The 12,561-nt window shown below is 56.6% G+C and carries 11 protein-coding genes; 3 read left to right on the forward strand and 8 right to left on the reverse strand.

What is annotated here, in order from left to right:
- Window positions 1-13: 13 nt before the first annotated feature.
- The 6 genes from mglA to ACLHDD_RS09300 form a co-directional block, all read right to left on the reverse strand.
- A complete protein-coding gene (gene mglA / locus ACLHDD_RS09275) occupies window positions 14-1,534 on the reverse strand; it encodes a galactose/methyl galactoside ABC transporter ATP-binding protein MglA (RefSeq protein WP_427103886.1) in 1,521 nt (506 codons plus the stop codon).
- A gap of 68 nt (window positions 1,535-1,602) precedes the next feature.
- Window positions 1,603-2,598, reverse strand: coding sequence for a galactose/glucose ABC transporter substrate-binding protein MglB (mglB, locus tag ACLHDD_RS09280; protein WP_427103887.1), 996 nt, complete (start codon window positions 2,596-2,598; stop codon window positions 1,603-1,605).
- Window positions 2,599-2,905: 307 nt separating this feature from the next.
- Complete coding sequence (galS, locus tag ACLHDD_RS09285; protein WP_427103888.1) at window positions 2,906-3,946, reverse strand: HTH-type transcriptional regulator GalS; 1,041 nt, start codon at window positions 3,944-3,946, stop codon at window positions 2,906-2,908.
- 147 nt (window positions 3,947-4,093) lie between these two features.
- Window positions 4,094-5,254 carry a DUF418 domain-containing protein YeiB gene (gene yeiB, locus ACLHDD_RS09290; protein WP_427103889.1) on the reverse strand — a complete coding sequence of 387 codons (1,161 nt, stop codon included), beginning with the start codon at window positions 5,252-5,254 and terminating at the stop codon, window positions 4,094-4,096.
- Between the two features lie 50 nt (window positions 5,255-5,304).
- The gene (gene folE, locus ACLHDD_RS09295; RefSeq protein ID WP_061062924.1) at window positions 5,305-5,970 is read right to left on the reverse strand and encodes a GTP cyclohydrolase I FolE; all 666 of its coding nucleotides are present in this window, start codon (window positions 5,968-5,970) and stop codon (window positions 5,305-5,307) included.
- A 125-nt stretch (window positions 5,971-6,095) separates the two neighbouring features.
- Window positions 6,096-7,223, reverse strand: coding sequence for a YbfB/YjiJ family MFS transporter (locus tag ACLHDD_RS09300; protein WP_427103890.1), 1,128 nt, complete (start codon window positions 7,221-7,223; stop codon window positions 6,096-6,098).
- Between the two features lie 117 nt (window positions 7,224-7,340).
- Between ACLHDD_RS09300 and ptrR the strand changes: the two genes are divergently transcribed.
- The 3 genes from ptrR (at window position 7,341) to fghA (ending at window position 10,332) form a co-directional block, all read left to right on the forward strand.
- Entirely contained in the window at window positions 7,341-8,252 is a 912-nt protein-coding gene (gene ptrR, locus ACLHDD_RS09305) for a putrescine utilization regulator PtrR (RefSeq protein ID WP_427103891.1), read from the forward strand.
- A gap of 100 nt (window positions 8,253-8,352) precedes the next feature.
- A complete protein-coding gene (locus tag ACLHDD_RS09310; protein ID WP_427103892.1) occupies window positions 8,353-9,477 on the forward strand; it encodes an S-(hydroxymethyl)glutathione dehydrogenase/class III alcohol dehydrogenase in 1,125 nt (374 codons plus the stop codon).
- 12 nt (window positions 9,478-9,489) lie between these two features.
- On the forward strand, window positions 9,490-10,332 hold the full coding sequence (gene fghA / locus ACLHDD_RS09315) for an S-formylglutathione hydrolase (protein ID WP_427103893.1): 843 nt from the start codon (window positions 9,490-9,492) through the stop codon (window positions 10,330-10,332).
- 101 nt (window positions 10,333-10,433) lie between these two features.
- Here the strand turns inward: fghA and ACLHDD_RS09320 are convergent, their stop codons facing one another.
- Window positions 10,434-11,222: an ABC transporter ATP-binding protein gene (locus ACLHDD_RS09320; RefSeq protein WP_427105192.1), complete on the reverse strand. Its 789-nt coding sequence runs from the start codon at window positions 11,220-11,222 to the stop codon at window positions 10,434-10,436.
- On the reverse strand, window positions 11,222-12,298 hold the full coding sequence (locus tag ACLHDD_RS09325) for a FecCD family ABC transporter permease (protein ID WP_427103894.1): 1,077 nt from the start codon (window positions 12,296-12,298) through the stop codon (window positions 11,222-11,224). Before ACLHDD_RS09325 ends, ACLHDD_RS09320 begins: the two co-directional genes overlap by 1 nt.
- Between the last annotated feature and the right edge of the window lie 263 nt (window positions 12,299-12,561).

The raw sequence follows: 12,561 nt of genomic DNA on the forward strand, positions 1-12,561 counted from the left end.
AGCCCTTGCTTCATTAAAGGTGTAATGACGCTAAACGCAATATTTCGTTCTGCGTGGTTGTTTTGGTATCAACAATGCCTGCTACCAGACCGTTGCTCATTACCAGAATACGGTCGGTAATGCCCAACAGTTCCGGCATTTCGGATGAGATAATAATGATGCCCTTCTCTCTTTTCGCCAGCTCAGCAATAAGCTGGTAAATTTCGAATTTTGCCCCTACGTCAATACCGCGCGTAGGTTCATCAAGCATCAGGATTTCAGGCTGGGTCAATAACCAGCGTCCAATAATCACTTTTTGCTGGTTACCGCCCGAAAGCGAACCAATCTGAGTATGGTGGCCAGGTGTTTTTACCCGCATTGAATCGATCACCCACTGGGTATCACTCTTCATGCGTTTATTGTCCAGCAGCCCCATACTGTTTTTATATTTTTTAATATTGGAAATAAGCGAGTTAAATCCAATGTCGAGGTAAGCATAAATACCGGTCGAACGACGCTCTTCCGTCACCAGCGCAAAACCGTGGTTAATGGCTTCATTGGCGCTGTGGTTATTAATCGGTTTGCCATGCAGTTTTATGGTGCCGCCCGATTTTTCGCGAATGCCAAACAGCGTTTCGACGATATCGGTACGTTTGGCGCCCACCAGCCCGGCAATGCCGAGGATCTCCCCTTTACGCAGGTCAAACGAGATGTCGCGAATCGAAGGCTGACGCAGAGAGGTCAGGTTGCGCACCTCAAGAATCGTTTCGCCCGGCACGTTGGTCCGATCGGGGAAACGCTGGTTCAGTGAACGGCCGACCATCATCGCGATGATCTTATCCATATCTAGCCCTTCCAGCGGCTGAGTCGTGATCCACTGACCATCACGCAGAATCGTGATCTCATCGCACAGCTGGAAAATCTCTTCCATCTTGTGCGAAATATAAACAATGCCGCAGCCACGATCTTTCAGCTTGCGGATAATCGTGAACAGGTGATTAACCTCTTTCTCGGTTAACGAGGAGGTCGGCTCATCCATAATCACAATTTTCGCGTCATAGGAAAATGCTTTGGCGATTTCAATCATCTGCATCTGCGAGACAGAAAGATTGGCAACTTTATCGCGTGGATCAATATTAATATCCAGCTCGTCAAAGATCGCTTTCGTATCCTGGTACATTTTATCCTGATCGACAAAGAATCCTTTGCGTGGATAACGTCCCAGCCACATATTATCCATGACTGTACGCTGCAGAACCAGGTTTAATTCCTGATGCACCATCGACACGCCATTTTCCAGCGCCTCTTTGGAACTCTTATAATCGATCTCATTACCCTGAAACAGGATACTGCCGGTATCTTTTTTATAAATACCAAACAGGCATTTTAATAAGGTGGATTTCCCGGCACCGTTCTCGCCCATTAATGCATGAACAGAGTGAGGCCGCACTTTTAAATTCACATTATCTAACGCTTTGACTCCGGGAAATGATTTAGAGACATTCGTCATTTCCAGCAGATATTCTCGCTGCGCGGTCGTGTTATCACTGGCCATAATTTACCTGGCTAAAAAACGGTGGTGACATAAAAAAGGCGCGACAGCAGTCGCGCCCGTAATCGATCTTATTTCTGGAACTGAGCGAGGTTTTCTTTATCAACCGGTACGTAAGGAACGCGGACGATCTTATCAACCATCTTGAAGTTGGTTCCGTCGGTTGCCCCTTTGCCGTTCGCCAGGTTGTTGGCAATGTCCAGCGTCGCTTTCGCCTGGTTCTCAGCATCGTTCAGCACGGTACCAGCCAGCGCACCGGATTTCACCAGCGCCAGCGCTTCTGGCAGGGCATCGACGCCGAAGACCGGAATAGAGGTCATGTTGTGCGCTTTCAGCGCTTCAACCGCACCCATCGCCATGGCGTCGTTGTTCGCAATCACCACTTCGATTTTCTTCGCGTTCGGACCAGACAGCCACGCATCCATCTTATCTTTAGCCTGCGCGGTGTCCCACATCGCCGTGTCCATCGCTAACTGCTGGGTTTTCAGGCCATCTTTGTTCAGGGTATCGATCACATATTTGGTACGGGCTTCCGCATCCGGATGGCCCGGCTCGCCTTTCAGCAGCACGAACTGGATGGTGCCATCTTTGTTCAGATCCCAGGCAGGGGTCGCTTTCCAGTGCTTCTCAATCAGCTTGCCCTGAATGATGCCGGACTCTTTAGAGTCGGTACCCACGTAATAGGCTTTGTCGTAACCGGCCAGCACTTTGGCATTCGGCTCTTTGTTGAAGAAGACCACCGGCACGTCGTTGGCACGCGCTTTATCCACCACCACGGCCGCTGCGGCCGGGTCAACCAGGTTAATCGCCAGCGCTTTCACGCCTTTTGCCATCAGCACGTCAATCTGGTCGTTCTGTTTGGACTGGTCATTCTGCGAGTCATTCATCAGCAACTGCACACCACCGATGGCTTTCGCTTCTTTCTCGATATCTTTGCGCACCATTGACATGAAGTTGTCATCATATTTGTAAATGGTTACGCCGATGCGGGTATCAGCTGCGTGAGCGGTTGCGCCAAACATCATGCTGGCAACCAGGGCGGTAAGCGTGAAAACCTTCTTATTCATGGTATCTCCGGTTTTATTATGCAGGGTCTTTGTAGCGCTGCCGCGCAACCAGGCGGCAGTACAATCGGTAAAACAGACTGGCGTGTCGGCTAACGTAATGGGTGCTAATCCGTGAAACGCCATCTCAAACCTGACTTCCCTGTGCCAGAACGCTTCCCTGAGGCGGGTGTAAACCCATAACCGGCTACTGAGACCACAACTGATGCCGTTACACTGGCGTTACATAATGTTTCAGTCCGGTAAGACGCTGCCATCATAGTGAGGGCAATGTTAATTAACTGTGAATGTAATCACAGATTGAAAACGGTTACATGCCTGAATCGCCTGAATTAGTGACGGACTCCACATTTTGCCGCTGTGCTACCGAATGACGCCGCACCAGCGTCGGCATAAAGACATGGGTTGCCGTGTCATCAAGCAGTCCGGCCGCCCCCTGTAACGCCAGTTCAGTGGCGATTTTTGCCATAGAAATAATGGGATAGCGGACGGTGGTGAGCTGTGGATCGGTGTAACGTGAAATGGGAATGTCATCGAAACCAATGACAGAAAAATGCTGTGGTACCTGAATGCCGTTGTCTTTCAGCGCAGTGAGTGCCCCCGCCGCCATGCCGTCGTTATAGGCAAACACCGCACTGAGATTCAGATTCCGTCCGAGCAGTTCGACCATGGCGGCTTCGCCTCCCTGCATATCGGGCTCCGCACTGGCTATCCAGCTCTCCTGAGGCCGGATGCCCTGCTCTGCCATTGCCTGCATCCAGCCGTCGCGACGCTGTGCCACATCCTCAATAGGATGGCTGGAGCAGAGATAACCAATACGGCTATGTCCCTGCTGTAACAGTGTGCGTGATGCCATCAGTGCCCCGGTGACGTTATCCAGACTGACACTGCGATGCTCAAAGCCGGGCACGATGCGATTGATGACGACCATGCCCGGCACATGCTGCATAAACTCCGCCAGTTCCGCGTCCGGCAAGGTTTTTGCGTGGACCACCAGGGCATTGCAGCGCTGCCTGATCAGCACTTCAATGGCATGACGCTCTTTCTCTTCCTGATGCCAGGAGTTGCTGATTAACACATGCTTGTGAACGCGCTGCGCCACGGTGTCGACCGCTTTCACCAGTGCCCCAAAGAAGGGATCGGAAACATCCATCACCACTACCCCAATCGTGTCGCTGACCTGCGTCGCCAGCGCCTGAGCGTTGGCATTGGGACGATAGCCCAGCGCTTCGACTGCCTGTAACACGGCGTCGCGGGTGTCAGAGGTCACGGCGCTGCTCTGATTGAGGACGCGCGACACGGTCGCTACGGATACGCCAGCCTGACGGGCAACATCACGGATTGTTATCATGCAGCAGTTCCAGAAAGGAAAAATAAGGCATCACGCCGGGTTGTACACCGGCGCTATTTTGTCAGGGGCTGGCAGCGTGCAGCGTGAATTGCGTCACATCAATGAAAACGGTTACATACAATTCTGTAACCTTTGTGATGGCGGTCATTATCCGGCGCGATCGGTGAGGCGTGATTTACCGGCGGAGAGCAGCGTCAGCCGCCGCCAAAGCCACTCCAGCGGCCCCTGCGCGAAGAAATGTAACCAGATGAGTGAAAACAGGATATTGATAAGCCATATCAGTGGCACCATCAGCACCAGCTCCAGACGGGTGAAGTGCATATAGAGGTCAAAGCGATAAAAGAGCGTGGTGCAGATGAGAGACTGCAGCAGATAGTTGGTCAGCGCCATGCGGCCAACGCACCGGATGGCATAGCTGACACGCCAGCGTGCAATCTGCGGCCAGTAGGCCAGACAGAGCGCGGCATAGCCCAGGCTGATGAGCGGGCTGGCAAGGTCACGCGGCATCTGCAGATAGAAACCACTCCAGCGAAACGCCCAGTGTAACAGCCACTGTGCGGCCACCCCGGCCACCGCAATCGTGAATCCGATGGAAAGCAGTAAGGCCGCCGCCTGACGGTAGTGCTGCGCGGAAAACTGGCCGGTCAGCCAGCCGCTGCGCAGCAGCGCACCGCCAATCATCATCAATCCTGCCAGCTGCCAGCCATACTGCGCCGCCAGCGCCATCAGCCCGGAAGAGAGGTGATCCAGCCGGTTCTGTACGGCTTCCCAGCCGCCGGTGAGCTTCCAGTACTGTTCATATTGCAGATCGGCTGCGCCCGGCAGCCAGGAGCGGGTCGGTTCGGCATCGGAAATCGACCCAAACACCAGCAGTACGCCGCAGCCCACCAGATAGAGCAGAATGCCGGTATTCATCAGGCTGCGGGTGGAGGGAACGTCGCGTAACACCCGCCAGACCACCAGCCCAATCACACCGTAATCCAGCAGGATGTCGCCCTCCCACAAAAAAACCGCATGCAGGAAACCGATCACCACCAGCAGGGAGAGTCTGGCCGTCAGCCAGCGGCTGCCGCGCGGCAACTGCATCTGCAGACCGGCGCCAAACAGCAGTGCAAACAGAGTGAGAAATTTGAGCTGGGCGAACGTATCAGAGAGCGCCCAGGTCCAGGCGTCACTCAGGCTGACACTTCCCTGCCAGGCAGGATTGAGGTAGGCGGCCGAGGGCAAGCCAAAGCCGACGATATTGAGCAGCAGAATGCCGAGAATGGCACAGCCACGAATGAAATCCAGCGCGTGATAGCGTTGCATGCGGCACCCTGCCCCGATGAGGCGGGCAGCGTTATGCGCCCGCCGTAAACTCAACTATGGCGCACCGCGCGCAAAAATTCCTGACGGGTATTCTGGCTGGACTTGAACAGACCACCCAGGGAGGTCGTGGTGGTGGCGCTGGTGGCATCTTTCACGCCGCGCGCTTTCACACAGTAGTGCACTGCATCAATAGAAACGGCGACATTATTGGTGCCCAGCAGCGTCTGTAGTGCGACCAGAACCTGCTGCGTCAGACGCTCCTGCACCTGTGGACGCTGCGCAAAAAACTGGACGATGCGGTTGATTTTTGACAGGCCAATCACTTTCTCTTTGGGAATGTAGGCGACGGTGGCTTTACCATCAATGATCACAAAATGGTGTTCACAGGTGCTGGTCAGCGTAATGTCACGTACAGTCACCATCTCATCAACCTTCATCTTATTTTCAATGACGGTGATTTTCGGGAAGTTCGCATAATCGAGGCCGGAAAAGACCTCATCCACATACATTTTGGCAATGCGGTGTGGCGTTTCCATCAGGCTGTCATCTTCCAGATCCAGATTCAGCAGCTGCATGATCTCCGTCATGTGCCCGGCAATCAGGCTTTTACGCGTTTCGTCATCAATGTCGCGCGTCGGTGCACGTAACGGCGTTTCCAGTCCTCGCGCCAGCAGCGCTTCATGGACCAGGGCAGCTTCCTGACTTAAGGTGCTCATCGTACTCTTCTCCGGCTGGTGTTGCGCCCGCACGCCTTTGCCTGCGGGCCCTGTAATCAGGCGCGTATTGTGAAACTTTCTTGGCGGGGAATCCAGCAATCAATCAGATTGGTGAAGAAAGCTTTTTATCCGGTTCGACGCCAGACCAGCAGCCCCGCCCAGAGCAGGCTGCCCCCGGCGACCCACAGCGCAGGCTCCAGCCGGTGCCAGAGGATAGCAGAGAGAAAGGAGAGCAGCGGCCCCGCCAGTTGCCCAATGGCATAGCCCGTGGTCAGCAGGCCCGCCATATAGCGCAGATGGCCGGGGGCCAGCTCACGGGCGCAGAGCATTGAAAGCTGCACCACGCAGAGGAAGCCGCCTCCCACCAGCAGCGCCCCGGCCAGCAGGCCACTGAAGCCAGGCAACAGAGCCGCGGCAAAGACGCCCAGCGCCTGTGCCCAGAGCACCAGCGCCAGCCGGATGTGGCTTTGCCCCCAGCGCCGCGTCAGGATCCCGAGCCCGATGCCGATCACCGCTGCGCCACCAAAAACGGGCCAGACGAACTGAGCAAAAATGCTTTCAGGAAAGCGTGTAGCCGCCATCTGCGACAGGAAAGTGGCGGGCAGTATGTAGCCGAAGCCCGCCAGACTGTAACTCGCGACCAGACGTTTAAGGTTGCGATCCAGCACCAGCGGCGCAGGGGCCTGTCCGGGACGATGCAGTTCTCCCTGACGCGGCAGATGCCGGGTGATGAGCGCAATCAGCAGCAGCGCCAGCGCACCGTAAGCGGTCCAGGCCACCCCGACTGAAACCTGCAGCGTGTGCAGCAGCACGCCCAGCAGACCGCTGACCAGAATGCCGCAGCCCGGCCCCGCAAATACGGCCGCAGACAGGCCCGCCCGCCCGTAACGATGCAGTTGTTCATTGCTCCACGCCGCCACCAGTACCATTGCCCAGCCGCTGGCCCAGCCAATCAGAAAGCGGATCGCGCCGTGCAGCCACGGCCCGCTGGCGAACGCGGAAAGCAGCGTCAGGATTACTGCGCCCCACACACCTGTCTGTAGCCGCAGCTCGACCCGTCGGTGCGCCCGCATCGCATCAAACGAGCCGCACAGATAGCCCAGATAGTTAAACGCGGCGACCAGGCTGGCGCTGGTGAGCGTCAGCTGGTGAGCCTGGATCATCAGCGGCACCTGGGGCGTAAAGGCAAAGCGACCAATCCCCATTGCTACAAATAAGGTTAAAAACGCGCTGAGCGCGATGCGAAATGCCATTGCTGAACTCCTGCTGTTCTGCCCTGAGATCTTATCTCACTTGCTAACAGCATGCAGGATGTCTACACTCACGGAAAGTGAATATTATTAACCAACTTGTTTACAGGAAGAGAAGATATGGATCTGGTTCAGCTACGTATGTTCTGTTCCGTCGCCGAAACGGGTTCGCTGGCTCGCGCAGCAGAGCAGCTGCATCGGGTCCCCTCTAATCTCACCACGCGCTTGCGTCAGCTGGAAGAAGAATTGGGTGTGGATCTCTTTATTCGTGAGAAGCAGCGCATTCGTCTGTCGCCGATGGGCCATAATTTTCTGAACTATGCGCAGCGCATCCTGACACTGAGCGAAGAGGCGATGAGCATGACCCGCACCGGCAAACCGGCGGGCAACTTTGCGCTTGGCTCCATGGAGAGTACCGCGGCGACCCGTCTGCCCGGCCTCCTCGCCGCCTATCATCAGCGCTTCCCGGCGGTGGCGCTCTCTCTGATCACCGGCACCTCGGGCGAAATTATCGATCGGGTGCGTGAAGGTACGCTGGCCGCCGCGCTGGTGGATGGTCCGGTCGCCCATGACGATCTGAATGGCTGCATCGCCTTTCGTGAGGAGATGGTGCTGATCACCGGGCTCGACCATGCGCCGATTACCACCGCGCGCGATGTCCAGGGCGACACTCTGTTTGCCTTCCGTAACAGCTGCTCCTATCGGGTCAAGCTGGAAAGCTGGTATCGCGACAGCCAGACCGCGCCCGATAATGTGATGGAGATTCAGTCCTATCACGCCATGCTGGCCTGCGTGGCGGGCGGAGCCGGTGTCGCGATGATCCCGGCGTCGGTGCTGAAGCAGATGGCGGATCGGTCGCGGGTACAGGCGCACACGCTGCCTCCGGCTTACCGTGATACGGCCACCTGGCTGATGTGGCGACGCGACGCCTTTACGCCGAATGTTGAGGCGCTGAAGTACCTGATTATCGAACAGTTTGACAATCGTCCGCTCAATGATGAACTGATGCATCCATTACAGGCAGCGGAATAAGCGTTCCGCGCTATGTTTAAAATTCTGGCCCATCCGGCCCTGAATCATCACGACCACCCGGCGCGCCTGCGCGCCACAATCTGACTGGAAGAGGGATTGCATGAACATGATCAAAACCCGTGCCGCTGTTGCCTGGGCTGCTGGCGAGCCACTGAAAATTGAGGAAGTGGACTTAATGCCGCCGCAGAAAGGCGAAGTGCTGGTGCGTATTGTTGCGACCGGCGTCTGCCATACCGACGCCTATACCCTTTCCGGTACCGATCCGGAAGGCGTTTTCCCGGCGATCCTTGGCCATGAAGGCGGCGGCATCGTGGAAGCCGTGGGCGAAGGCGTGACCAGCGTAGAAGTGGGCGACCATGTGATCCCGCTCTACACACCGGAATGTGGCAAATGTAAGTTCTGCCTGTCAGGCAAAACCAACCTCTGCCAGGCGATTCGCGCCACTCAGGGCAAAGGGCTGATGCCTGACGGCACCACCCGCTTCTTTAAAGATGGCAAGCCGATTTTCCACTACATGGGCACCTCGACCTTCTCTGAGTACACCGTTATCCCGGAGATCGCACTGGCCAAAATCAGCAAAGAAGCGCCGCTGGAAGAAGTCTGCCTGCTGGGTTGTGGCGTGACCACCGGCATGGGCGCGGTGATGAACACGGCGAAAGTCAAAGAGGGTGACACCGTAGCAATCTTTGGTCTCGGCGGCATCGGTCTTTCCGCCGTCATTGGGGCGAAGATGGCGAAGGCGAGCCGCATCATCGCTATCGATCTCAACACCAGTAAATTCGATCTGGCGCGCAAACTGGGTGCGACCGATCTGATTAACCCGAAAGATTACGATAAACCGATTCAGAATGTGATTGTCGAGCTGACCGACGGCGGCGTGGATTTCTCGTTTGAATGTATCGGTAACGTTAACGTGATGCGTTCCGCACTGGAGTGCTGCCACAAGGGCTGGGGCGAATCTGTGATTATCGGCGTCGCGGGTGCCGGTGAAGAGATCTCAACCCGTCCCTTCCAGCTGGTGACCGGTCGCGTGTGGCGCGGCTCCGCCTTTGGCGGCGTAAAAGGCCGTTCGCAGTTGCCGGGCATCGTGCAGGATTATCTCGACGGCAAATTTGCGCTGAACGATTTCATCACCCACACCATGCCGCTGGAAGAGATCAACGACGCCTTTGATTTAATGCATGAAGGAAAATCGATTCGCTCAGTCGTGCATTTTAATAAGTAATCAGGAGGCGTTATGGCATCCACTCTGGAGCTACTGGAAGAACACCGTATTTTTGGCGGCTGGCAGCAGCGCTGGCGGCATTCCTCGACGGTGCTGAACTGTCCGATGACTTTCAGCATCTATCTGCCCGATCCGCACGGTGATGCGCCGCCGCCGGTGGTCTGGTTTCTTGCCGGGCTGACCTGCAACGATGAAAACTTCACTACTAAAGCGGGCGCGCAGCGGGTGGCGGCGGAACTGGGTCTGGTACTGATTATGCCGGATACCAGCCCACGCGGTGAAGGGGTTGCGAATGATGAGGCTTACGATCTGGGCCAGGGCGCGGGATTCTATCTCAATGCCACCCGGCAGCCCTGGGCCAGTCATTTCCGCATGTTCGACTATCTGAGCAGCGAGTTGCCCGCCCTGATTGCGGATAACTTCAAGGTCAGTGAACGCCAGTCGATCATGGGTCACTCCATGGGTGGCCACGGCGCGCTGATGCTGGCGCTGCGTCTGGGCAACCGTTTTGCCTCGGCTTCTGCCTTTGCACCGATTGTTAATCCGATGCAGGTGCCCTGGGGTCAGAAAGCGTTTACGGCCTATCTGGGCGAGGATCGCGCGGCGTGGCGGGAGTATGATAGTTGCCAGCTGATGGCGGAAGTGTCGCACCGGCTGCCCATGCTGATTGACCAGGGTGACAGCGATCAGTTCCTGGCCGACCAGCTGCAACCGGAGCGATTAGATGCGGTCGCCAGCGACGTGGGCTTCCCGCTGACCCTGCGCATTCAGCCGGGTTATGACCATAGCTACTTCTTTATTGCCAGTTTCGTGGAAGATCATCTGCGCTTCCATGCCCAGCATCTGCTGGTCTAGCTGACAATCAGGGCCGCACCCGCGGCCCTGAATTTTTACTGCAAGCGGACCGACGTTTCTGTCATTCGCCTGCAGGACGGACGTTGAGCCTGTCTGCTCTGTCAGACCAGTGCCGGGCCGGTCAGCCCATCGATCATCACCTGCGGAATGCCGCGTGAGCAGTGTTCGATACGGCCATTCACGCCATAAACCTTCGCCAGCGTGGCGGGCGTAATAACCTTATCCGGCTGCCCTTCCGCCACCAGCGCGCCCTGCTTCAGCATCAGGGCATGTTGCGCATGGCGCAGTGCAATATTGATATCGTGCACCACGACGACCGTCACGATATTACGCAGGGCCGTTTCGCGCCGCACCAGATCCATGACGTGGAACTGATAGTTGAGGTCCAGCGCGCTCAGCGGCTCATCCAGCAGCAGCAGTGCCGGACGACGGATCAGCGACTGCGCCAGCCCGACCAGCTGCTTCTGGCCCCCGGAAAGCTGATCCAGATAGCGCATCGCCAGATGTGCAATGCCAAGCTGCTCCAGCAGATGCATAATTTCCGCTTCGCTGCCGGCGTTGTGCAGCCCGCCCGAGGCACGCTGCGCCACGATAATGGACTCCAGCACGTGCAGATGCACACCCGCAGGCAGCGACTGCGGCAGATAGACGACGTTCTTTGCACGGCGGGCAAAGGGCTGAGTCATCAGATCTTCGCCGTTCAGCCACATCTCCCCCTGCCCTTTGTTCAGCCCCGCCAGCGCACGTAGCAGCGTCGATTTACCACAGCCATTCGGCCCCAGCAGCACCGTGATTTCGCCACGCGGCAGCGGCGCAATGTTCAGATTTTCAATGACTTTATGTTTGGGATAACCGGCGCTGAAGCCGCGTAAGGTCAGACCCTGTTCCATCATACTGTCCCCCGATGACGCAGAATAATACTCAGGAAGAACGGCACGCCAATCAGTGAGGTTACAATGCCGACCGGAATGATCACGCCAGGAATCAGGTTTTTCGAGGCAACCGACGCCAGCGACAGCACCAGCGCACCGACCAGCGCACTGGCAGGCAGATAGAAGCGGTGATCTTCACCAAACATCATGCGGGCGATGTGCGGGGCAACCAGGCCGATAAAGCCGATAGGCCCGACAAAGGCCACGGCCAGCGCGGAGAGGACGCTGATGCGCAGCAAGGTGGCCAGGCGAAGACGACGCACATCAATACCAAAGCTCACCGCACGATCTTCGCCCAGACGCAGCGCCGTGAGTTTCCAGCTGCTCATCATCGAAAACGGCACCAGGATAACCAGCGCCAGGCTCAGTACCCCCAGTTTCTCCCAGGAGGCGCGCGCCAGGCTGCCCATGGTCCAGAAGACCAGGCCCTGCAACGTATCTTCGCTGGCGATGAACTGCATCATGGAAACCAGCGCGTTAAAGGTAAAGACCAGCGCAATACCGAACAGCACCACACCTGCCGAGGAGACCTGCGTCCAGCGGGTGACGGCATCGAGCATCAGCGCGGCAAACAGCGCAAACACAAAGGCGTTGGCTGAGATTAACCACTGATCGGGAATGCCCGGGATCCCTATGCCAAGGATGATGGCCAGCGCTGCACCAAAGGCGGCCGCCGATGAAACCCCCAGGGTAAACGGACTCGCCAGCGGGTTATTCAGGATGGTCTGCATTTCCGCGCCCGCCAGGCCCAGCGACAACCCCACCACCAGCGCCATCAGCGCATAAGGCAGACGAATATCCCAGACGATAACGCGAGTGCCGGCATCGACGTTGTCAGGATTGAGCAGCGTATTCCACAGCGTTTCCAGCGAGAGTCCGGCCGGGCCCAGCGTGAAATCGAGAATCAGTGAGGCGACGATCGCCAGCAGCAGCACGCCAATCCAGACAAGGCGGCGGCGCAGCATCTGATGATAGTTTTGCATGGTGTGGTGAAGCATCTCTTCCCCTACCAGCAGCGAAGTTTCGGTAGTCATGTTTTAACCCTGTGTGGCTATCACGTCAGAAAACGCAGCCACAATAGTCCAGGTGATAATAATTATCAATTCGTTAGCGCAAGCGAGACGTGAAAAAACAGTAAAAAAGGGTGTTGTTATGGACGGGAGAGCGGCAAATGGCGCATCGGCTCAGAGCGCACAGGGCTTTTGCAAAAGAGAGGTTCAGCACGAACGCAGGCGACGACGCACTTCATCCCTCAGGTGCATCGTCGCCGGGTTAACGCTTCAGATTTTTCAAAAAA

Origin of the sequence: Pantoea sp. NSTU24 (genome assembly GCF_050157905.1) — a bacterium.
Taxonomy (GTDB): Bacteria; Pseudomonadota; Gammaproteobacteria; order Enterobacterales; family Enterobacteriaceae; genus Pantoea.

What these genes read in the sequence shown, in the direction of transcription:
- yeiB (WP_427103889.1), bottom strand. Translation starts at nt 5,254, where the DNA reads ATGCAACGCTATCACGCGCTGGATTTCATTCGTGGCTGTGCCATTCTC.
- ptrR (WP_427103891.1), top strand. Translation starts at nt 7,341, where the DNA reads ATGGATCTGGTTCAGCTACGTATGTTCTGTTCCGTCGCCGAAACGGGT.
- folE (WP_061062924.1), bottom strand. Translation starts at nt 5,970, where the DNA reads ATGAGCACCTTAAGTCAGGAAGCTGCCCTGGTCCATGAAGCGCTGCTG.
- galS (WP_427103888.1), bottom strand. Translation starts at nt 3,946, where the DNA reads ATGATAACAATCCGTGATGTTGCCCGTCAGGCTGGCGTATCCGTAGCG.
- ACLHDD_RS09320 (WP_427105192.1), bottom strand. Translation starts at nt 11,222, where the DNA reads ATGGAACAGGGTCTGACCTTACGCGGCTTCAGCGCCGGTTATCCCAAA.
- ACLHDD_RS09310 (WP_427103892.1), top strand. Translation starts at nt 8,353, where the DNA reads ATGAACATGATCAAAACCCGTGCCGCTGTTGCCTGGGCTGCTGGCGAG.
- ACLHDD_RS09300 (WP_427103890.1), bottom strand. Translation starts at nt 7,223, where the DNA reads ATGGCATTTCGCATCGCGCTCAGCGCGTTTTTAACCTTATTTGTAGCA.
- mglA (WP_427103886.1), bottom strand. Translation starts at nt 1,534, where the DNA reads ATGGCCAGTGATAACACGACCGCGCAGCGAGAATATCTGCTGGAAATG.
- ACLHDD_RS09325 (WP_427103894.1), bottom strand. Translation starts at nt 12,298, where the DNA reads ATGACTACCGAAACTTCGCTGCTGGTAGGGGAAGAGATGCTTCACCAC.
- mglB (WP_427103887.1), bottom strand. Translation starts at nt 2,598, where the DNA reads ATGAATAAGAAGGTTTTCACGCTTACCGCCCTGGTTGCCAGCATGATG.
- fghA (WP_427103893.1), top strand. Translation starts at nt 9,490, where the DNA reads ATGGCATCCACTCTGGAGCTACTGGAAGAACACCGTATTTTTGGCGGC.